Below are 22,171 nucleotides of genomic sequence, written 5' to 3' on the forward strand. Positions count from 1 at the left end.
AGTCTATTCCTTGTAAGCCAGAGAACCGGAGAGGTACTTGAAAATCACCCTCTGCTTGCGATCTAGCCACGGTTCTTCGGCAAGCTGCGATCGTTCGATCTGTACAACGCGCTCGATAATAGTGGCGTTACTTTCCTGCGTGCCACCTGAGGCCTGCAGATCATCGCCGGAGAAATCCGCCCTCAAAGCGCGAATCTCGCCTCGTACCTCCGGCTGCCCCGGTCGGAGACGCCAGGAGGTCAGATAGGCGTCCAAGGCAGCTTCGTTTCGCCCGAGGTGTTTAAGCGCGTGGCCCATATGAATATATGGATCAGGATCCCTCGGGGTGAGCAGTAGCGCCCGTCTGTACACGGACAGGGCCTCGGCCGATTTACCTTGCTCACGTAAGGCGTGACCAAGCTGGGTCAGAAGCCGAGGTTGTCCCGGTACCCGCTTGATGACCGCACGGTACGCACGCTCGGCCCCAAGCCAATCTCTCCGCCTAGACGAGGCTCTCGCCTGCCCGAGTGCGGCGCTCATGAACAAACGTGCAAAGGCCCCAATCGGCTTGATAGGTTGCTCACTGCCAATCAACGCGCCCTTCAGCGTTATCGCGTCCAACTTCTCGGCGTCTTTAATACCGATATCGCGCAACTCATGCTGAACGTCGACGAGATTGCTATCAAGCACAAGTGCACGTGCAAAGTAGGAAGCAGCGTCAGTGTGGCGCCCCAGGCGTCGCAGAAACAATCCCGCTTGCCGCTGCGCATCCACCGAATGTCGATGAAGATCCGCTGTCCGCAAATACACAGCCAACGCCCCCTCAATGTCGCCGGCCTCCTTCAAGGCATGTCCGAACTGAATCGCGTCGCTTATCTTATTGAAGCGTCCTCGGCAGAGCTTCTGATAGTAGCTAGCCGCCAAATCCCACTTCCCACTGCGCGCAGCATTTCGTGCTTTGTTACGTAAAATCGTGTTCGTAAGCATATCGATCCGAATTGAGTGGCGGCCAACGCACCATACCTGAACGGCGAGATACCAACTGCAATCCATCAGGGATTTAAATAATTTCAACCAGGTGGCTCTCGATTCAATCATGAACCTGCACCACGCATCATTCGATCCGGAAAATTTCCGAGTCAGCGTTCTATCGCTCAATTGCCGTCAGAGCAATGAGTCGTACATCTCCTTTAATCGAGCCCTATAATTTTCCGAGCTAAATTCTTTTGCCCGATTCAACCCCAAACTTGCAAGCGAAGAGCGTAAATCTGCATCAACGTCCATTCGCTCCAGCGCGCGAGCCATTCCCGAAACATCATAGGGATCGACTGTCATGCTCGCATTTGCGGCGATTTCAGACAAAGATCCGCCATTGGAGCACAAAGTCGGAATTCCGAGTTGCATAGCTTCCAACAATGGCAATCCAAACCCTTCATACAGAGATGGAAATACAACCGCTTTTGCACATCGAATCAGGCTCATCAAAAAGGTTCGAGGCGCATAATCGAAAACCCGGATATTTTTACCCATAGGCGATTCATATTTTCCAATACCCTCGAGCAGCCTGGTTTCTTCCCTTGCTTTCCAGGCTAGCGCCCCAACGATCACCAGTTTTGCATTCTTCCGCGAAGAGAGATATGCCTCCACCAATCGACCGACATTCTTCTTAGGCTCGATTGCGCCAAAAAACAGAAAATAGCTGTACGGCTCAAGTCCGTAGATACCCTCTACTTCCAATTCTGCCTCCTCTATGGACTTCATTGCAGAAGCCCCGGACGTATCGACAGACTGGTAGGTATTGGTCACCTTCCCATCAGCCTCACCGAAGAAATGAATAATATCCTCCTTCGATTTCTCCGAAACTGTGCAGATATGATCGCCATATTCAATACAACCCTTGATAAGTTGCTGATAGTAGCGCTTGTCGTCAAGCGTCGTGTAAGGCAGCTTTAACGGAACCAGATCGTGAAGCGTATAGATATTCGGCACTCCGTCCACCCTAACTGGCAACGGATATGTCCAGTGCATGATGCTGGGCTTCTCCGGAAAGCGGACGCTCAAGAATTTCCCATATCTTTTGAAATGACTGCTCGCTACCGAGAATAGGTCATTGACGTTGAATACTCGCGCGTTCTTAGGCAACCGACTATCGAAACGACGAACCTCCACCATGCCACTTAGAGGAATTTCCATCGCCGAATAGCCAAACGGCGAGCGCATGGATCCCACCGCCTCTCTGCGAATGCTCTCCAACCGCCCGCGTCTCTGCGCAGCCCCTCCCAGATAATCAATGAAGGAAACCTCGCGAAGCATCGGATTCTGGTTATCGGATATGGGCGCACCATATAGTGTCCAGGCATTCCATCCAATGCCACTAATATTGTCCGCGAGATTCTTCGCGTAAGTAGCGACTCCCGTTCCGCGCTGCAACGCAAGATTGTGTCCATCAATCGCGATGATACGTCCCATGCTCACTCCAGATTACCCTCCATGGTTCGACGCTCATGCGCACCCGCACGCGCTATGTGCAGGGCGTGAACTTGTATCCGACTCGCCTCGGCAACCCAGAGTCGGACCTCGACTCCACTTACAACTTCGGGCAATTCGAAATCGACAGAAACTAGCCGCCCATCGAGGCCGACATCAACCATATCCTTCCTGGCAAAGACCGTTGTTCCCTGATGGGCGCATACATCTATCGTCATACCGCATCCATCGGACTCGATTGTGCCGATTAACGTGGCCGTATACGACCCCGAGCGCAGTTCGACATACGGTCCGAACAATAGATACCCCGCCTGTCCCGTACTCACGATTTCACCGGCCGCACGTTTCCCGCACTGTGTGAGCAGACGAGTATCCGACGCCAGATACTCTCTCTCGCCGGAGTCTTCCACGACGTCCACCAATAGCTTGCGCAATTCGAACCCCAAACTGTCGAATCGGCAGCGCCCTATTTGGCGAAGACAGATCTCGAATTCATATCGCCCAGGCACGTCGGGAGCAATTAAATTCAACAACACCTCGATGCTTTCACCTGGCTCTAATCCTGCGCCAGGCAAACGGGTCTGCCCATCCGGCTCGACAATCAAATTACCCTTACCGTCGCGGCGACCGCATTCCAGCAGGATTGGATTTCTATACGTTCCTCGCCACGTCTGATCGGAACCATTTCTGACGGTTACGGGTAGCCCCCATGTTTCACCAACAACAACCTGGCCGATATTTACTTCGCTACGAATATCCCCTGCAGCATCGGATATTTCGGTGATCAGCGCATCATTAATAGCGATACAATCGATGTTCAAATCTGCGCTAACGTAACCGCTCTCAGTGCCCAGCCGAGGTATTTCAATATAAAATTTGAAAATTCCCTCATATCTTGCGAGGGGCGCCAATTCTCCTATACCACTGCCAATAACCGAAAGACTCGCGTAGTACAAACCCTCTGGAAAATTTGCCGCCAAATGACCGCGCAGTCGATGAGTCCCATCCATCAGTCTGGATAGACGCATACCCAAGTCAGCACAATTTATGGACGATGCCAACCCACCGCGCTCATCCCTAATCTCCAGGATCAACTCAAGATCTTTTGCATTTGCATTACAACTGCAAAAAAAGATGTCAAATTTTATAAGCTGACCACTCAAATGGATCAGAGAATCATCAAAATCAACTGATATGAGAGAAAATTCTTCCGCATCATATTCATAAGCGGGTGGCCGATTATAAGGTGCGATTATAGCCGACAAATCGCAGTCAAATTCCCGATAGTCCTGCTCGGCACTCCAGATTTCCATCAATCGCCGATAAAATTCCAAATCAAGCTGATTGTATTTACCCAATTTCTCGCGAAGACCTGAAGAAATTGCATCGGCCTTTGGTCGAGAGCGCGTGACATTCACTTGTCGGAGATGAGTCGGCGCAGGAACTCCGACGATAGATGCCACTGCCGCCAGAAAATCAGGTAGCCGCTCATACAGTCCCCACACATCGTATTGCCGGATATTCTCAATGGCAACATCAATCCTTTCGGCATCCGTACGAAATGTATGGCCCGTTATTTTAGAAAAATGACTAACGTAGGGGTTATTGATATACGGAACGAGGAGATCAAACGCCTCCATATCAGGGACACTTCCATCAAGCTCCACAAACCTGCTGACCTGGTCCCACAATCCGGGCAACAGCACCGCGTCGTGGTTCTTGAGCACAAAGTAAATCCATGAAAGCGCCCGATCGAGAGGCTCCCGCACACACGTGAGATATTGATACCTCGGATCGAATCCGTTCCCCTCGAACTCGACATGAGCGGAAATTACTGGGTATTCTCCCCCGTAATTGCGGATGAGTTCTCGATGCCGGCCAATCAAATTAGACGTAACACTTCCGCTTCCCAGCGCTTTGAAAAGCCATGCGTTGACAGCTTGCCCGGCCGTCTTGGGCAAGTGATCAAAGACAATACGTCCAGAAAAAACCTGCGATTCCGCTCTCACTCTACCCCGCTTCCCGTTTCTTTTAGCGTTTCACCTGTCCGATTGCGTCAGTCTTACCGAGACCGCCCCAGGGAAATCGTCGTTCATTCAAGTGCCTCGTGAAGCACCGTCACGAGGCACATTAACTCAATGAGCATGCCGTTACTTAAACGTCTGTACCCCATTCACCACCGGATAAACCACGGAGAACACGAGATTCAGCACCTTCTGCATTTCCGTCACTGGCGCATTGGACACATACAACAGATCCCTGTTGTCCATCATGAAGCTCTGGGCAACGAAGAACGAGTTCGGGTCGCGAAGGTCGATGCGATAGATCACAGGAACCTTGCCGTCAACGGTAGTACGAACCGGCTGATCGGGCCAATTCTTGAGCGCCTGGGGATCTTCAAAACGGAAGATGAATACACCCCGCGCATTCGCACGCGAGTCATCCAGTCCGCCCGAACGAGCCAGTGCCTGGGCCAGCGTGATCCCCTGCGCCTCGAAGTTGATTTCTTCGTTCTTGCCTGTCGCACCAAGCGCCGTGAAACTGTAGGGCTGGAATAATGCCGTAACGACGTCGCCCGCCTTAAGTGGAACATTCTGCCGCGGATCCCGGATCACTCTCTGCAAAGGCTCAGCCGCCACGGTATCGCCGCGCGTAACCTGAATCATGATCTTGTCCACGGGCTGCTTGACCCCGCCGGCCGTTGCGAGCGCATCCAGCACACGTTCGCCGCGAGCGCTCAGCGGCATCCGCGTGCTGGCACTCACGTCACCCACCACGGTGACGTAAGATGTCTCATTCTTGGCCAGACGTACCAAAACCTGCGGATCGTGCGCGATATTCTTGAGCCGCTCCGCGATATAGGCCTGCAATTGCGACGGCGTCCGTCCGGCGGCGCGGACTGCACCAACAAACGGCACGCTGATATCACCGGAACCATCAACGATCTGAGACGGCAATGTGGTTACGCGAGCACCGCTGGGCGCACCAACGGACGAAGTATCCGCCGCCCCTCCGCCAAACAGCGTAGCGGGTGGCGCTTCCCAGATCGATACTTCAACTGTGTCGCCAACCCCCAATTGCTGCTGAAACGCGGTGCTCGTGCCCAGAACCGAAGAAAAGTCGGCGTTGTTCCGCTCTGCGTAAAGCGTGCGAGCAACCGAATCGGTCACGTCGACAATCTGGATGCCATTCGGGTTGCCGCCCGCTACCGCGTCGTTCACCTGCGCGCGACTGGGGCCCGAGTTGGATATCCACGACGAGCAGGCGCCCAGCCCGCTCATCACGCCAATCAAAACAGCCAGTCCTACCCCGCGATATAAACTTTGCATTTATTGATAGTCCAATCACTCAAAAGGCGCCGACGATAGCTGCTCGATGCACCGTTCACTTGTCCATCGAGAGCACAATTCGCCGGACCGCCCAGCCAGGCCAGTGCATGCCGGCTCCCGTCACGCCAGCCACAAAGACATTGTATCTGTGTTAAATGTCACCAACAAAACTGCTCCTGGGCGCCAAAGCTGGCGACGACTCCAACCAGTTCGCCAGGCACACTCTACAAAACCTGGCTGTACATCGTGCTTAGCCGCGCCTTATAAGCGTCCGGCTCAAAGAATCGAGCACGCTCAATGCCCTTCTCCTTTAATTGCCGGCGCAAATCCCGATCTTGATCGAGCATCCGCAACCCACCAGCCATGCTGGCCACGTCATAGGGATCGACACACAAGCTCGCATCCGCCGCAATCTCAGGCAATGCCCCGCCAGTCGAACACAGCGTCGGCGTACCAAGTTGCATGGCCTCCAGCACCGGAAGACCGAAACCCTCGTATAGCGAGGGAAAGACAACGGCCTTGGCCGACCGGATCAAGCTGATCAGAAATGCGCGCGGCACGTAGTCAAAAACGCTGATTCGCCGCCGAAGCTCCGGCCGCCCCTTGAGTATCTCGTTGACGAGTTTCATTTCCTCATCGGACTTCCATGCGAGCGAGCCCACAATGACGAGTCGCGCATCCAGGTGCGCGGACAGGAAGGCTTCGACCAGACGACCAACATTCTTCTTCGGTTCAATAGCGCCAAAGAAGAGAAAGTAGCTTTGCGGCTCGAGGCCAAAAATACCTTCTACCTCGGATTCTGCAACCTGCTGGTCTTTTGATTCAGCCCAAGAGGACACATCGACTGATTGATACGAGTTTGAGATCCGGTGCTCCGGCGTTCCGAAAAGATCAACAATATCGGTTTTGGAGCGCTCGGAAACAGTGCAAACGTGATCGGCAGTTTCAAGGCATTGCTTGATTAGCTGATAATAATATTTCTTGTTGTCCAGCGTGGTGTAAGGCAGTCTCAACGGAACCAGATCGTGGATCGTATAGATATTCGCCGCACCCGCCACCCTCACCGGCAACGGGTAGGTCCAGTGCATCACGTCTGGTGTCTCGGGCAGCGATATCTCAAGAAATTTGCCGAAGCACTTGAAGTAACGGCGTGCCGCGTTGAACAGATTGCAGACGTTGAATATCGCCGCCTTGCGGGGTAGCCGGTCAACGAACTTGCGTGTCTCCACTTTGCCACTCTGGGGAATATCCATTGCGCGGAATCCGAATGGCGTTGCGGCCATCTCCTTCAATACATCACGCGCTATTCCGCCCAGCTTTTTCTCGCGTTGTTCCCCGCCGAAGTAGTCGAAGAACAGAACCTCTCGCAACAATGGGGAAAGGCGACTCGCAAGCGGAGCCCCGTATACGGTGGAAACGCCCCACCCCATTTCGTGGAGGTTATCGGCCAGATTTCTGGCGTAGGTCGCAACGCCGGTCCCGCGCTGAAGAACAAGGTTACGTCCATCTATCCCCACCACGCGCATCGCTTTTGCCTCTAACATAACCTATCGAAAAGGCAGGACACACGGAACGGGATCATAAGTCCGGCTCTTCCAGTATCTCTTCTCGAATCCGCTGCCGGCAGATGGTCGGCTTCGCCCACTATCTGAACATCCGTATTCCGCTCGCCAAAAAAGGGCGGCACAGGATAATTGCTCCGCTGCCCGCGGACCAAGGTCCTATGATGCCTCGCTCCTCATGGATTTGACCGGCACCAGAAAATCACACAGGCACCTTGCAGGCAGCCAACGACTTGCCGCGCATAACCGCAGCACTTCATTTCTTGAGCAAGCCTCGATGGATTTCGAAAGGATGCCTTTACCGACTTAGGCGACCCTCAACGATGACGCGAAATCGTTGCACAACCCGCCAACCCCATGGCGACCAGTCAAAGGCCTTATCGTGCTTCGCGCTCGCCGACTCGATGACGTTTCAAAGAGACAAAATTCATATCGCGAGAACGGCGAGCATTGTCGCACGCCGGAAGTTAAAATAGAATACGACGTGGTAAAAAACCACGCATCAGCCATACACAATGTCCGTGCGACTCGAGCGGACTACCACACTTCTTTTTCGATCCTGTGTCAACCATCTTTCTGGACATCTCGCGGCTGGTGTTCCGCCTGTATAAGGGGCTGCTCCCAACCGGGATTGACCGGGTCGGGCTCGCCTATATTGAAAGGTATGGTAGCCGTGCTCGTGCCGTGCTTAGCGGCCGCGGATTTTCCACCTTTTTGACGGAAAGAGACTCGCAGCACGCATTTGATCTCCTTCTGTCGTCAATTCGCAGTCGTAGTGCACTTCGCAAGATTGTTGTGCGCGCATGCACCAACCAGCTACGCAGTCAAAATGGCGGACGCGGCATTCTCCTTCACACAAGCCATAACGGCATGGAGTATCCGCGGTATTACGGCACGATGACGAAGCGAGACATCCGCTCGGTTTTTATGGTGCACGATCTCATTCCGATGACGCACGCGGAATATTGCAGACCGGGCATCGATGAGGCGCACCGCCGGCGTATTCATACGGTGCTACAGCGCGCGGATGGCCTGATCGTCAACTCCACCGCAACGCTCGACGAACTGGCCACCGAAGCGAATCGGGCCGGTCTGCCCTTACCTCCAGGCGTGGTGGCGCATCTCGCGCCTGGAAATGCTTTGCACGCCCCCGGTGAACGCCCCATTGAGGCCCCTTACTTCGTCATGCTCGGCACGATCGAGCCGCGCAAGAATCACTGGTTCATGCTGCATGTATGGCGCCGTCTGGTCGAACGGCTCGGCGCGGCGGCACCCAAACTCGTCGTAATCGGCAATCGCGGCTGGGAATGCGAAAACGCGGTCGATATGCTCGAGCGCTGCTCCGGCTTGCAAGGCGCCGTTATAGAGGAATCGGGGTGTTCGGACGAACGGTTGGCTGCATGGTTTCATCACGCCCAGGCCCTGCTATTTCCGTCATTCGTCGAAGGGTTCGGGATGCCGATCATAGAAGCACTTGCAATGGGCACGCCCGTCATTGCAAGTGACCTTCCTGTCTTCCGCGAAATTGCCGGGGATACGCCCGATTTTCTCGACCCGCTTGACGGTCCCGGTTGGCTCTCGCGCATCGAAGCCTACGCGCGACCCAACAGCCACGAACGGGCCGCCCAGCTGGCAAAAATCGAAGCTTTCCGGACTCCAACCTGGCAAGAACACTTTTCCTGCGTCGACCGCTTCCTTGACACGCTTCATTCAATAAACCAGCCCGCTGCATTTCCAGACATCCTTCGCCGCGTGTAAGGCAGGCATTCAGAGAGCATATTTCTGCGAATTTTCGCAGACAGTTATATAACCAGACTTTTGATACGGGGATTGCAAAAAGTGAATGTATTTCCGGTAATTCTGTGCGGCGGAAGTGGTACGCGTCTATGGCCCATGTCGCGCGGCGGCTTTCCCAAGCAATATCTGAAACTGACGAGCGACTGCACCCTCGTTCAGCAAACGGCACAGCGCCTGAGCGGCATCACGGATATCGCGCGCCCCATCGTCCTGACCAACAACGAGCAGCGCTTTCTCGTCGCCGAGCAGCTTCGCCAGGTCGGCGTCAATCCGTCTTCGATCGTCCTTGAGCCGGTGGGGCGCAATACGGCACCCGCGATTGCTATCGCGGCAATGCTGGCGTTGCAGCAATCTCCCGATGCTGTGCTTTTGGTACTGCCGTCCGATCATGTGATCGGCAATGAATCGGCTTTTGTTGCTGCGGTCAATGCCGCTACCCGGCTTGCGCACGACCGGTATCTCGTGACCTTCGGGATCACCCCGACCGAACCGAATACGGGGTACGGCTATATCCGCACTGGTGCAAACCTGATCGATGGCACGTCGGCATACGCAGTGGACTCGTTTGTGGAGAAGCCCAACGCAGAAACTGCACAACGCTTCGTCAGCGAAGGCAACTACTACTGGAACAGCGGCATGTTCATGTTTGCCGCATCCACCTACCTGGAAGAGTTGCGCCGTCACGAACCCGAGATGGCTGCGCATGCCGAGCAGGCGTTGAAGGCCGCTAAACTAGACAACGATTTTGTGCGTCTCGACGCCGAGGCGTTCAGTGCATGCCCCAACGTCTCGATCGACTACGCAGTCATGGAGCGTACGGAACGTGCCTCCGTCGTTACAACGTCCGACCTTGGCTGGAGCGATATCGGTTCGTGGAGCGCACTGGCAGCACTCGGCCATGGTGACGAGAACGGAAATACGCTGCTGGGCGACGTAATGACCGACACAATGACGAACTCGTATATCCGCGCCGAACACCGTATGGTCGCCGCGATCGGGCTCGATAACGTCGTGATCGTGGAAACCGCGGACGCAGTGCTCGTCGCGCACCGCGACAAGGCTCAGGACGTCAAGAAGATCGTCGAAGCGTTAAACGCCTCCGGCCGCCAGGAGTCAGTCACGCATCGTCGCGTCGTGCGCCCCTGGGGCTCATATGAAGGCATCGATCAAGGCGAGCGTTTTCAGGTCAAGCGCATTGTCGTCAGTCCGGGTGCCCAGTTGAGCCTGCAAATGCACCACCACCGCGCTGAGCATTGGATCGTCGTGCGGGGAACGGCGCTTGTGACCAACGGCGAAACCGAGGTCCTTCTCACTGAAAATCAGTCTACGTACATTCCGGTTGGCGTTACGCACCGCCTGATGAACCCGGGCAAGATTCCGCTCGAGCTGATTGAAGTCCAGTCGGGCGCCTACCTCGGCGAAGACGACATCGTCCGTTTCGAAGATACCTACGGTCGAGTCGCCACTGCCTGAGGCCGGCGACATCCGGCACGCCAGCACACGCCCCTCTACCACCAGAAACAAAAGGGGCGGCATTTCACCTATCCCCGGGACTCCCGGGGCAACCGTTGCCAGATGTTCGGGGATTGACACGTGGCCAAGCAATGCTTCTTGTTCTTACAAGGACCGATTTCGACGTTCTTCAGCAGGCTTGGCGACGCGTTGAGCGCGGAAGGCCATCGTGTCATCCGGGTCAACCTCTGTTTCGGCGACTGGCTCATGTGGCGCCGGGCCGGCGCCATTTCATACCGCGGCAGTTTCGAACATTGGCCTGCGTTCATCGAAGACCTGATGGAACGCGAAAAGGTCACCGACCTGGTTTTGCTCGCCGAGCAGCGTCCTTTCCATAGAGTCGCAATCGCTGCGGCGGCCAAAAAAAATATCCGCGTCACCGCAACCGATTTCGGCTATCTGAGGCCGGACTGGATTACTCTCGAACCGGACGGCTTGTCCGCTCTTTCGCGATTCCCGAGGACGCCGGAGGGCATCCGTCGTCTGGCACGGGCGGTACCGGCCGCGGACCTGAGCCCCATCTATGCCGACAGCTTCCCCCGGCAGGCTGTGCTCGAAGTCGCCTACAACATCCTTTCCTGGTTGCTGTGGTTCCTCTATCCCGGTTTTCGCAGCCATCAAATCCACCACCCCGTCGTCAATTACATTTCGACAGGCTTGCGATTGTTGATGCGGCGGCGCCGAAGCGCATCGGCGGATGGCGAAATCGCAGCGCTTCATGAAGGCACGCGCCCCTGGTTCGTCTTTCCGATGCAGATGGAAGTCGACTATAGCCTGCGCGCCTATTCCACATTCCCCGATGGGGTTGCGGCGCTGGAAACGGTCATCACCTCGTTTGCACGGCATGCGCCCCGCGATGCCGTCCTGGTCGCGAAGCTTCATCCGCTCGACCCCGGCGTTCGCCGATGGAAGCGCATTATCGAAGGCATTGCCGCGGCAAAAGGCGCAGCAGGAAGAGTGAAATTCCTTGACGGCGGCAATCTGGAGCGATTGCTCGAGGGCGCACGCGGTGTCGTTATGGTGAACAGCACCGTCGGCATCTGGTCGATTCGGGCCGGCATCCCGACGATGGCGCTAGGCGCTGCGATCTTCGACGTTCCGGGTCTCGCATGGAACGGTACGCTCGATGCGTTCTGGCAAAAATCGCCGCCCCCCGACCCCGCACTGGCCGAAGCTTTTTTCCAGGCACTGGCCGGTACGATCCAGATGCGCGGCGTCTACTATCGGGATCCGGGCTTGCAAGTCGCGGTCACGGAAGCGGTCAAGCGACTGGACGCCAAGGCACAACAGCGCCTCCTCGCCATGCTCGAGCCTCGTGCAATGCCCAATGCCAAGGCGCCTCGCGCGGCGATCGTGCCATTTGCGGCTCCGGTAGCAGCCGAGACGGAAGAGCTGGATGCCGAAGCGGAAGCAATGAGTGCTGAAACCCTGTTTCAATAAATCGCGAGAGAATCGACTGCAGCCCGGTCGTACAGCAGCGACACAGTCCTTTTCCAGGGAGTCCAAAACAATGAAGCCGTATCAGTGGCCAATGCTGGTTGTCTATGCGGCCGCCATTTTTTCCAAGTCAAAGTCGTTCCGGGACAATCCGGTCATCGGCAGCACCTCTCTGAACAAGATGGGGTTGCATCTGTTTCGACGCCGGCTGGCATGGCGCATGGGTATCCGCCGGCGCGCCCAGCTTGCCTCGCTGATTACGGCGGAAGACCGCGCTGCCATCGATCGCGACGGTTACATCGTCAAGCGCGATTTTCTCGACCCGGAAACGTTCGAGAAACTCCGCAACGAAATTCTCGGACTCCAGACCGAGGCGCGCGAGGCCGTCATCGGCGACACCCTGACCCGGCTGATTCCGCTCGACGGCCGGAACATGGGGAAAGTACCCGCAACGCGCTCGGTGCTCGAAGGGCCGGCTTTCAACAATCTGCTTGCCTATGCCGGCTCGTTCAGGCGTCGGCCCCGACTGTTTGTCCAGACGGTATTCACGCGGGTCCTGAAAGATGCGCCGCCCGACGTCCAGTCGTTCTTCCACAGTGACACCTTCCATCCCACCGTGAAGGCGTGGCTGTATCTTGAAGACGTGGACCCGGCCTCGTGCCCATTTACTTACGTACCCGGTTCGCACATTGCCAACCGCCGCCGGCTCGCCTGGGAGCGCAGGGTTTCGCTGCATGCAGCCACGAGCCGCGAGCCGCTAACGGCGGAAGGATCGTTGCGCATCACGGAGCAGGAACTGGCTCGCCTTCGATACCGGGTGCCCGAAAGTCTCGCTGTCGGCGCCAATACGCTCGTCATTGCGGATACAAGCGGTTTTCACAAGCGTTCGCCCAGTGCCGATCAGGCCCGGCGAATCTCGATCTGGGCATACAGCCGCAGCAATCCGTTCCTGCCTTGGGCCGGCGGCGATTTCACGCGAGCCTTCCCCCGCCTCCATGGCTGGGGGCTACACCTCTTCTGGTTCGCGCAAGACCTCGTGAAACGGATGGGTAAAGCGCGCGGAGGATGGCGCTGGGTTGGAGTGCGTACACCGGCAACACCGCCTGCGCTCGATACCGGCGGTGGGCCCCGCCGGGGTTAAGCCCGCAAACGCCGGCCAGACCAGTTGGTCTGGCCGGATGGCAAACCGGAATCAACTAGAGAAACAGTTCGTACTCCTGCGCTCAGCGAAGTCCAAGAATGCGGCGTAGCTGCCCATAGGCCTGGCGCGCCAGAATACGCGGACCGCTCACCCATAGCGAGCGATCCTCCAGCCTCTCGAGCAATACTTCCGCCGGACAGGGCAGCTGGGTAACGGGGTCGAGGTAGTGGGGATAAAGCAATAGCGTACCGGCAACGAGTTCGTCGAGTGTCAGAGTACGGCTGCGGCGCGTCAGCGGCGCCTTGTCTTCGGTCAAGCCCCAGCCGGCGTAGAACGGTTGACCGAATACCACCACGCGACGGCCGCGAAGCAGCGCTTCGAATCCGGTCAACGACGTCAACACATGAACCTCATCGACTTCATCGAGGAGTGCCGGCATCGAAATGTCACGCACGACTTCGTTGGCAAACCGATGCGCGTCTTCATCGCGTACGATACCGGCGCGCTGGCCTGCATCGACGTCCGGATGGGGCTTGTAGATGATCCACGCGTCCGGCGCAACTTGACGCGCTTCGACCAGCAAAGCCAGGTTGTCGCGAATCGCACCACCGCCGAGCACGACGGAGCGATCATCGCTAACCTGCCCCGGCACCAGCACCACACGTTGCCCAGGCGCAGCGCGGCGCGGGTGGGCAATGCAGTCTCCCGTGTTGTACTTGCTGATGCGCTGCCGAATCAGGGCCTCGCGCAAACGCGCGGCACGCGCCACCAATGAAGGCGAAAAGTCCGTCTCTTGCAGAATACTTTCCAGATCGCTTGGGCGGCTCGGATCGAAGTAGATTCCGCGCCGATCCACGACGAGCGAATAGGGTGGCGTCGAGTTCGCCCCTAAACCGACCGACCGGACGAACCCGTCTTCCACCTGCCAGATCGCGACGTTCGCCTTGCTCGCCTGCTCCGTGAGATCTGCAGATATCAGCGATGACCAGGCAAGCACTGCCCCTTCGCGTGCCCGAGCCTTGTCGACCGCTACCGTTGCGGTATTGTCGAGCGTGAGCGTGCGATCGGTGTTCAACAGTGTCATGACTTCGCGCCGTTTCCACCACGCGATGCCGAATACGCAGCCTATGCCGCGCGTCGCCTCGGACAAACGACGCCATTCCGCCAGATAGTCGATTGCTTCTTCCGCCGAACTCGCGCGGCCGTGAAACGGATCGGCATGGCGCGCGGCCGACAATAGTGCGGCGCAGGCAAGCGCGCCGGGCGAGCGTGTGCCGCGGCGAGGAACGCCAGGCTCGTCTTCGGTGACACCCCAGCCGCTAAACGCTGACTGCGCATGGCAGACGAGGCGCTTGCCGGTTGCCAGCGCCAGTAGCGCAATTGGAGTCTCGCCGCCGACATGAATTTCGTCGACACAGTCGAGCAGCGGCCACGGATCACATGGTGCAATTATTGCGGCGCAGCCCAGGCGCTCGGCTTGCGCGGCGACGATGGTCGTGGGGGCCAGCACCACCACCCGCGCCGCGTCGTGTCGCGCCAATACCGTCTGCAACATGCGGGAAGCCTCGGCTACGGCACCCGGCAAACAAATCAATACATTGGCCTTTCGCGGCAGTTTGGGCGTTTCGGCCCAGAATGAGCCACCCACCCGGGCGCGAGCCAGTTGCGTAAGCAACGCCGCGCCCCTGGCGTCTTTGTCGGCGCCCACATCCTGTACGGCTATTTCCAGCCATGAATCAAGGCGTGCACTAATCCAGGGAGAGCCAATGCGAAACGGCGGGGTTTCCAGCTCCGTCTGAACGACATGCGTCCGATTCCAGCCGGGATTGCCATTTGCCGATGACGCCAATTCGGGAAACAAGATCAGCAGATTTTCTGGTTGCCTGTCGGCCATCCCTCGTCCTTCATTCCTTCGTGCAGACCAGTTGGCATTCAAGCCAGTAGAACCGCTCCGCATACGCCACAGACTGTTTGCAGGGCTCGCGCGACCACGCGTAATCCGGCGAGTCGCAATAATAGCGAGATTCTGTTACTAGAGGAAATACACTTTCGGCTGATTCAAGCAGGAGAGGACAAACGCACCGGATGCCCCTACACTTGCCCACAATCCTCCATTGCCCGGCGGTCCCGCCACCCGGTCCGAACGGCAGGGCGGATCAATCTTAATCGACGCAGATACCCACACAAGGAAGCATCGCTTTGCGCATCGCCCTCTTCACGCTCGAAAGCCTGGCTAACGCAACGGCCGTGCGCCGCTTCGTTGCGGCGCATGAACACGACCTCGTGCTGGTCGGTCTCTCGGACCCGTTCCGGAAATCGATGGGGGGCTCGCTCGGCCAGACCTTGCGCCATTTGAAGCGCTCCGGACCAAGATTCCTGCCTTATCTTGCGGCCAACTTCAGCTTGCCGAGACTGCGAGGCGCGCTGCCCGGGTCGCGCGGGAACGGCAAGGCGGAGGACCAGCCTTTAAGCGATCTCTGCGCAAAGCTGAACATTCCGACGACCGTGGTCAGTGCCGTCAACAGCGACGAGATCCGTAATCGGCTGCGTAGTCTGAATGTCGATCTCCTGGTCTCGTTTCACTTCGATCAGATCTTCGACGCGCAAACCCTTGAAATTGCACGCCTTGGTGGCATCAACGTGCATCCCTCGCTGCTGCCGCTGCATCGCGGCCCCGTGCCGACACTCTACGCGCTGCTGGAACAGCCGCCGCTCTTTGGCGTGACGGTGCACCGGCTCGTACCGCAAATCGACGCGGGTCCTATCCTCGCGCAGGAACAGGTCGCGTTGCCCGCGAACACCACGGCGCTACGCGCGGCGAGCCTGTTGCACGAAAGGGGCGGCGAATTGCTGGAAGGGGTACTGCAGTCCATCGAGGCGGGTACAACCACGGAGCAGGCACCCGCCCCGCTCCCCTACTGCCATTTCCCGACCTGGCCGCAGTTGCGCGACCTGTCCCGGCGCGGTCTGAAAGCTGCCGATCTTGCCGATATTCGGGCTGCACTCAACCTCTCGATCCGCTAAACCAGCCGGCGCAGTCCGAAGCCAACCACCGGACGCATCGCTTCGAGACGTCCCGCTGCGTCACGCATCGTTTCGCAGCGGGCACGCTCTCCCACGCATTTGCGGCATCGCGAATCGCTGGAACAACGTCTTTTCGACTCCCCGCTCCCCACGCATTACCGCTTCGCCAAAAGCCTTCGCATTTCTGCGGTGCACCATGCCGTTGAAAAAGTTCGCGCATGGTGCGATTTTCAATGGCGTGAGCAAACTCGATTTCCGGTCACAAAGGCCTTGGCACCACAAGCAATAATGTCATTCAAATTGCATATTTAATGCAGGCTACCGGCCAACCATTTCAGGAAGTTGCGCAGTCCAGGCATTCTTCACGCGTCAGTCCTTTCCCGGCGCCGCGCGAATCGCCCCCCAGGCAAAACCACCCAAACTCCCCTAAACTGGCGCCCTGACCCGATGCACCACCACCCGTGCATCCCCAACCCGGTACCGCCATGTTTTCCCTCTCCGAAACCCTCCCCGCCGACAAGGCCGCCCTCTACGCCACGCTGGCCGCCCAGGCCCGCGCATTGATCGAAGGCGAATCCAGCCTGATCGCCAACGCAGCGAACTTTTCCTCGCTCGTGTTCAACTCGCTGGAGGGCCTCAACTGGGCCGGCTTCTACTTCTTCGATGGCACCGAGCTCGTCGTCGGCCCGTTCCAGGGCAAGCCGGCCTGCGTGCGCATCGGTCTCGGCAAGGGCGTCTGCGGCACGGCTGCACAAACGCGCGAAACCCAACTGGTCCGCGACGTTCACGCCTTCCCCGGCCACATCGCCTGCGATTCGGCTTCGCAATCGGAAATCGTCGTGCCGCTCGTCGCGCCGGACGGTTCGCTCATCGGCGTGTGGGACGTCGACAGCCCGCTGCTCGCGCGCTTCGACGACGAAGATGCGAAGGGTATGGAAGCGCTCTGCCGGACTTTCGTCGAATTCGGCTGGCAGGCAGCCGCGCGCGCAGCCTAACGGTAAAACGCGGACGGTGCGATCCCGAAGTGCCGTCTGAACATCGCCGCGAAGGCGCTCTGGCTCGTGTAGCCATGATCGAGCGCCACGTTCACGATTTTCTCGCCGTGCGCGAGCCGCTCCAGCGCGAGAAAGAGCCGCGCGTGCTGGCGCCAGCGGCCGAACGTCATGCCCGTTTCGCGCTGGAACGCGCGGTGCAGCGTGCGTTCGGCCATACCTAGCACATGCGCCCACTGCGCGATTTCGTGAGCCTGTTCCGGCGCTGCAAGCAGGGCGTCGCACAGCCGGCGCAGCCGCTCGTCCTCGGGCCACGGCAAATAAAGCGGCAAGCGGGGAATCGCGGTGAGCTCCGCCAGCAGCAGGTGCATCAGCAATTCGTCGCGGCTGCCCGCCGCGTAGTCGAGCGGCACGTCCACCGCCGCGAGTATCAGCTCGCGCAGCAACGGCGGCACATCGACGACACAACTGCCTTGCGGCAGTCCCGCCGTCGCACCCGGCTCGACGAACACGGTGCGCATACGTACGTTGCCGCTCATGCGCACTGTGTGCTCGAGGCCCGCGTCCAGCCACACCGCCCGCGTGGGCGGCACGACCCAGCGGCCCGTATGCGCCTCGATCAGCATCACCCCTTCGATCGCATAGAGCAGTTGCGCGCGGCGGTGCCGGTGGGGCTCGATAAACGCGCCGTGCGGGTAGTCCGCGGCAAGCGCCGCAACGGGCATCGGCGTGTCTTCGAAGCGGACGTGGACGTCGCGGGGCGGGTGCTCGATCATGGCTGGCATTTTTGCGATAGCTTTCGCCATTTTAGCGCGAGACCGTCCCAGCATCCGGCGGGCATCATCGGGGCTCCCTTTGTTATCCGGAATGCGCCGATGCCCTCGCTCTACGCCCTGTTCCCCCTGATCGCGATTCTTCTGTGGTCCGGCAACGTGATGGTTTCCCGCCTCTCTGCCCACACCATCGACCCGTATGCGATCACGTTCTGGCGGCTCGCGCTCGCCGTGGCCCTCATGAGCCTGTTCGTGCTGCGGCCCGCCTGGCGCAATCGCGCGGCAATCCGTCCGCAATTGCTCAAGCTCGCGTTTCTCGGTCTGCTGGCGATGGCGCTGTTCCAGTGCCTTTCTTACGAAGCGGCCAAGACCACCACGGCCACGAACATGGCGATCATGACCGCCCTCGTCCCCCTCCTGACGATGCTGCTCTCCGTCGCGCTGCTAGGCGAAACGCCCACCGCGGGCATGCTGTGCGGCGGTGCGATCTCGTTCGCGGGCCTCGTCTATCTCATCACGGGCGGCTCGCCCGCCGTTCTGCTCGCGGGCGGCGTGCATCTGGGCGATCTGCTGATGCTGGCCGCCGCGCTGGCCTACGCGCTCTACAGTGTCCTGCTGCGGCGCTGGCACGTGGGCCTGCCCTCGTGGCAATCGACTTATATCCAGGCCATCGCGGCGTTGCTCGCCATGTCGGTGCTGATGCTGCGGCTGCCGTTGCACGAAGCGTTGCCCAACCGCGCCAGCCTGCCGCTGATCGCCTATGCGGGCGCGCTCGCTTCCGTCGTGCTGCCGTTCTTCTGGATGCAGGGGGTGAAGCATCTCGGGCCGAACCGCTGCAGCATGTTCATGAATCTGCTGCCTGTCGCCACGGCGGCGCTCGCGGTGGGTGCATTCGGCGAGCAACTGCATGTCTGGCACCTCACGGGAGGCGGCATGGCCCTCGCCGGCGTGCTGCTCGCGCAAACCTGGCGCCAGCCGCTCACGTGGCGTGCTTCGGGTGAGGGGGCGAGCGAGACTCAGGGCTCCTGAGTGCGGCACGAAGCGGGACGTACCTTTCTCAGGCGAGGACCTCTACTTCATAAGGATTGCAAATCTTCGCCTGCCGGATGCTCGCGCAGAAATTCCACAAACGCGCGCAACGGCGCGGGGAGATGTCTGTGCCCCGGATAGTAGAGAAACGGCCCGGAAAAATTCTGCCACCAGGGTTCCAGTATCGGCTCCAGTGCCCCGCTATCCAGATGCGAACGCAACATCCCCTCGAACAGATGCACGACGCCGGTGCCCGCGAGCGCCATGCTGATCGCCAGATCGACGGCCGCACCGGGTCTGACCACCAGCGGCCCGCGCGGGTCCAGCCGCACGACCTCGCCCGCACGCTCGAACTGCCAGACGGCCATGGCGCCGCCCGAAAACTGGGCTCGCAAGCACGCATGTTCCAGCAGTTCGCGCGGGTGGGAGGGGCGCCCGTGCACATCGAGGTAAGCCGGTGCCGCTGCCGTCGCGAAGCGTTGCACGCGCGGCCCGATTGGCACGGCAATCATGTCCTGCTCAAGACGTTCGTCGTAACGGATGCCCGCGTCGCAGCCAATCTCCAGGACATCGACGAATCCGTCCTCCACCACCACTTCCACGCGTATCTCGGGATACGCCCGGTAGAAGGACGCGAGGATGGGTGGCAGGATAATCCGCGCAGCGCTCGAAGGTACGTTCAGCCGCAGCGTGCCCACCGGCCGTTCGCGAAAGCCGTTCAGCACGTCTAACGCCGCCTCCATTTCTGTGAAGAGCGGTGAGAGCCGTTCGAGCAGGCGCTGCCCTGCCTCGGTGGGCGCCACGCTCCGCGTGGTACGGTTCAGGAGGCGCAGACCGAGCTTCGTCTCGAGCCGGCGCACGGCGGTGCTGAGGCTCGAGGCCGAAACGCCCGCCACCCGAGCCGCGTCGCGGAAGCCACCCGCCCGCGCAACCGAAACGAAGGCGGCCAGGTCATTCATCTCCGGAGACATTGTTCACATTCTTGAACGGCCCGTGCACATTTGCGCGGATTATCCAACAAGGGGAATCTTGCCATACTGCACGCATTCATTTCCAGGGAGAAACACCATGGCGAATTCCGCACCCGTCAGCACCTACCCGTTCGCGGGCCGCACCGTCAACCGCATGGGCTACGGCGCCATGCAGCTCGCGGGTCCCGGCGTGTTCGGGCCGCCCAGGGATCACGCGACCGCCGTAGCCGTGTTGCGCGAGGCGCTGGCGCTGGGCGTCGATCACATCGACACGAGCGACTTCTACGGGCCGCACGTTACCAACCACCTCATCCGCGAGGCGTTGCATCCGTATCCGGACAATCTGGTGATCGTCACCAAAGTGGGCGCCGTGCGCGGCAGCGATGCATCATGGCTGCCTGCTCAGGAGCCCACCGATCTCCAGCGCGCGGGGCACGACAATCTGCGCAATCTCCGGCTCGACGCAATGGATGTCGTGAACCTGCGCGTCATGGACAATGTTCACGCGCCAGGCGAAGGCTCGATCGAGCGCCAGGTCACCGCGCTCGCGGAGCTCAAGGAGAGGGGGCTCGTGCGCCACGTGGGTCTGAGCAACGTGACGGCAACGCAAGTGGCCGAGGCCCGGCGCATCGTGCCTATTGTCTGCGTGCAGGGCTAACAGCAATCCCTTAGTCTCCCCAAGACCCACCAGCAACGTGAGGAGAAACGAAGGCTCATGTCCTGGCGCCCCCGACGCTCCCCTACACATTGTTGGCAACGCGTGGTGAAGCCGGGTGTACCGTAATTGCACCAGGAGAAGCCTCAAATGAACAGCACGGAATGCGCAAATGTGCGCCCTTTGAAACCGTGGAATTGCATTCCTGCTCGGTTCCGGTGAGACGGCCGTTCATTCCGGTATGGCAGGCAGCTTTTATGCGATCGTGACGGCGTTCGGCATGTTCGCGCTCGACGTCATCGCGAGAAAGCTCAGGCACATCGGCGTACCAATCTGGGAGGCACTCGGAAACCAATACGGCCCAGTCGTCCGCAAAGCCGTCGCGCTTCTTTCGCTTGTATGGATATCCGGCGTACTCGCAGCACAAATCCATGGCAGTGTCGCCGTACTCTCGACTGCAGGACTCCTGACGTACCCGGCATTGCTAGTCACCGCCGCTGTTCTGCTGGCGATTTCCTCCGTTAATCTTGGTGTCGCAGCCTGGATTTTCACGGTGTGCCTGCTCTGCAGCAACCTGGCACTACTGCATGCCCTCGTCATATCGGACGGCTTGTCGGTCTACATCCGTGCGTGACCATCGTTCATCCGCGAAGTACAGACCGCACCTCCCATTGAAACGCTTGCCACCGTTATCGCCATTGGACTCCTGGTCATCACCGGATCCGACTATCAGCAGTTTGTCATTTCGGCACGTCGACCGGCAGATGCGTGGCTTGGCTGCATCCTCGCAGGCATCTTTCTTGGCGTTGTCGGATTTTTACCCGCCGCGACCGCTGCACTCCACTTCCTAGCCGCTCCAACCGGGTCGAGCAAACTATCATGCGCTTCGCTCTTTTATCTGATGATAGGACGAGAGCAATCAGGATAGGAATGGGGCAAAGAATTTTTTCTTAAAAGCAATTGATACAGTCGTAGCTTAAGATGGGTGTTTTTGCATCCTTGCATTCAATATGCCTCATGTTCGAGCCGTTCGTATGGACGACATGCTGCAGTTGGGCTGCGCGCCCGATTAACTTGCCGAATTGGCTGGTAAATGTTTGGCCGGAAGGCACACACCGCATGAGTTGACTCCCGGTCGCAAAAGCTACGTCTGCGACCGCGGTAACCGGACGACCAACCCGTCAAGTGCGTCGGTCATAACAATTTGACAGGTCAGGCGACTGGTCTCATTAGCGTCGATGGCACATTCCAGCATGCCGCGTTCACCTTCATCGGGCGGCGGCAACAGTTCGCGCCATGGCGGATCCACATAGGCATGGCAGGTCGCACAAGCGCAGGCACCGCCGCAGTCCGCCAGAATACCTTGAACCCCGTTTGCAACGGCGGCCTGCATTACGGTCTGGTTAGACTCGCAGGAAAGTCGGTGCTCGCGACCGGAATATTCAATAATCGTTAGTGTGGGCATCTGCTACACAAAAAAAGA

At 58.8% G+C, this 22,171-nt stretch carries 17 protein-coding genes and 1 pseudogene; 9 read left to right on the forward strand and 9 right to left on the reverse strand.

Annotated features, from left to right (window positions below):
- Window positions 1-3: 3 nt before the first annotated feature.
- The 5 genes from BFE01S_RS15535 to BFE01S_RS15555 form a co-directional block, all read right to left on the reverse strand.
- Entirely contained in the window at window positions 4-1,077 is a 1,074-nt protein-coding gene (locus tag BFE01S_RS15535) for a tetratricopeptide repeat protein (RefSeq protein ID WP_084169890.1), read from the reverse strand.
- Between the two features lie 66 nt (window positions 1,078-1,143).
- Entirely contained in the window at window positions 1,144-2,448 is a 1,305-nt protein-coding gene (locus BFE01S_RS15540) for a glycosyltransferase family 4 protein (RefSeq protein ID WP_028226320.1), read from the reverse strand.
- A 2-nt stretch (window positions 2,449-2,450) separates the two neighbouring features.
- Complete coding sequence (locus tag BFE01S_RS44305) at window positions 2,451-4,475, reverse strand: sulfotransferase family 2 domain-containing protein (RefSeq protein ID WP_042337721.1); 2,025 nt, start codon at window positions 4,473-4,475, stop codon at window positions 2,451-2,453.
- Between the two features lie 141 nt (window positions 4,476-4,616).
- A complete protein-coding gene (locus tag BFE01S_RS15550; RefSeq protein ID WP_028226322.1) occupies window positions 4,617-5,795 on the reverse strand; it encodes a polysaccharide biosynthesis/export family protein in 1,179 nt (392 codons plus the stop codon).
- 224 nt (window positions 5,796-6,019) lie between these two features.
- A complete protein-coding gene (locus BFE01S_RS15555; RefSeq protein WP_245621108.1) occupies window positions 6,020-7,339 on the reverse strand; it encodes a glycosyltransferase family 4 protein in 1,320 nt (439 codons plus the stop codon).
- Window positions 7,340-7,918: 579 nt separating this feature from the next.
- Between BFE01S_RS15555 and BFE01S_RS38735 the strand changes: the two genes are divergently transcribed.
- The 4 genes from BFE01S_RS38735 (at window position 7,919) to BFE01S_RS38745 (ending at window position 13,244) form a co-directional block, all read left to right on the forward strand.
- Complete coding sequence (locus BFE01S_RS38735; protein ID WP_042337722.1) at window positions 7,919-9,115, forward strand: glycosyltransferase family 4 protein; 1,197 nt, start codon at window positions 7,919-7,921, stop codon at window positions 9,113-9,115.
- A gap of 81 nt (window positions 9,116-9,196) precedes the next feature.
- A complete protein-coding gene (locus BFE01S_RS15565; RefSeq protein WP_028226324.1) occupies window positions 9,197-10,627 on the forward strand; it encodes a mannose-1-phosphate guanylyltransferase/mannose-6-phosphate isomerase in 1,431 nt (476 codons plus the stop codon).
- 120 nt (window positions 10,628-10,747) lie between these two features.
- Window positions 10,748-12,106: a capsule biosynthesis protein gene (locus BFE01S_RS38740; protein ID WP_042337723.1), complete on the forward strand. Its 1,359-nt coding sequence runs from the start codon at window positions 10,748-10,750 to the stop codon at window positions 12,104-12,106.
- Window positions 12,107-12,176: 70 nt separating this feature from the next.
- Window positions 12,177-13,244, forward strand: a complete 1,068-nt coding sequence (locus tag BFE01S_RS38745; RefSeq protein ID WP_042337724.1) for a phytanoyl-CoA dioxygenase family protein — start codon at window positions 12,177-12,179, stop codon at window positions 13,242-13,244.
- 82 nt (window positions 13,245-13,326) lie between these two features.
- Here BFE01S_RS38745 and BFE01S_RS38750 read toward each other — a convergent pair whose 3' ends face one another.
- Window positions 13,327-15,138, reverse strand: coding sequence for a capsular polysaccharide export protein, LipB/KpsS family (locus tag BFE01S_RS38750; protein ID WP_169742633.1), 1,812 nt, complete (start codon window positions 15,136-15,138; stop codon window positions 13,327-13,329).
- 305 nt (window positions 15,139-15,443) lie between these two features.
- On the opposite strand from BFE01S_RS38750, the gene BFE01S_RS15585 reads away from it, so the two are divergent.
- Together BFE01S_RS15585 and BFE01S_RS15590 are read left to right on the forward strand one after the other, a co-directional pair.
- Entirely contained in the window at window positions 15,444-16,268 is an 825-nt protein-coding gene (locus BFE01S_RS15585; RefSeq protein WP_028226325.1) for a formyltransferase family protein, read from the forward strand.
- A gap of 485 nt (window positions 16,269-16,753) precedes the next feature.
- Entirely contained in the window at window positions 16,754-17,263 is a 510-nt protein-coding gene (locus BFE01S_RS15590) for a GAF domain-containing protein (RefSeq protein WP_028226326.1), read from the forward strand.
- Here the strand turns inward: BFE01S_RS15590 and BFE01S_RS15595 are convergent.
- Window positions 17,260-18,036 carry an AraC family transcriptional regulator gene (locus BFE01S_RS15595; protein ID WP_042337726.1) on the reverse strand — a complete coding sequence of 259 codons (777 nt, stop codon included), beginning with the start codon at window positions 18,034-18,036 and terminating at the stop codon, window positions 17,260-17,262. The genes BFE01S_RS15590 and BFE01S_RS15595 overlap by 4 nt on opposite strands.
- A 99-nt stretch (window positions 18,037-18,135) precedes the next feature.
- Between BFE01S_RS15595 and BFE01S_RS15600 the strand changes: the two genes are divergently transcribed.
- On the forward strand, window positions 18,136-19,062 hold the full coding sequence (locus BFE01S_RS15600) for a DMT family transporter (RefSeq protein ID WP_028226328.1): 927 nt from the start codon (window positions 18,136-18,138) through the stop codon (window positions 19,060-19,062).
- A 47-nt stretch (window positions 19,063-19,109) separates the two neighbouring features.
- Here the strand turns inward: BFE01S_RS15600 and BFE01S_RS15605 are convergent, their stop codons facing one another.
- Entirely contained in the window at window positions 19,110-20,021 is a 912-nt protein-coding gene (locus BFE01S_RS15605; RefSeq protein WP_245621109.1) for a LysR family transcriptional regulator, read from the reverse strand.
- A 109-nt stretch (window positions 20,022-20,130) separates the two neighbouring features.
- Between BFE01S_RS15605 and BFE01S_RS38755 the strand changes: the two are divergent.
- Together BFE01S_RS38755 and BFE01S_RS41905 are read left to right on the forward strand one after the other, a co-directional pair.
- Window positions 20,131-20,685, forward strand: a pseudogene (locus BFE01S_RS38755) (oxidoreductase); the annotation flags it as partial.
- A 244-nt stretch (window positions 20,686-20,929) separates the two neighbouring features.
- Window positions 20,930-21,322 carry a hypothetical protein gene (locus BFE01S_RS41905; RefSeq protein ID WP_028226330.1) on the forward strand — a complete coding sequence of 131 codons (393 nt, stop codon included), beginning with the start codon at window positions 20,930-20,932 and terminating at the stop codon, window positions 21,320-21,322.
- A gap of 510 nt (window positions 21,323-21,832) precedes the next feature.
- Here BFE01S_RS41905 and BFE01S_RS43040 read toward each other — a convergent pair.
- Window positions 21,833-22,153, reverse strand: coding sequence for a 2Fe-2S iron-sulfur cluster-binding protein (locus BFE01S_RS43040; protein ID WP_084169898.1), 321 nt, complete (start codon window positions 22,151-22,153; stop codon window positions 21,833-21,835).
- Window positions 22,154-22,171 lie beyond the last annotated feature (18 nt).

It is taken from the genome of Paraburkholderia ferrariae NBRC 106233, from assembly GCF_000685035.1.
Lineage (GTDB): Bacteria > Pseudomonadota > Gammaproteobacteria > Burkholderiales > Burkholderiaceae > Paraburkholderia > Paraburkholderia ferrariae.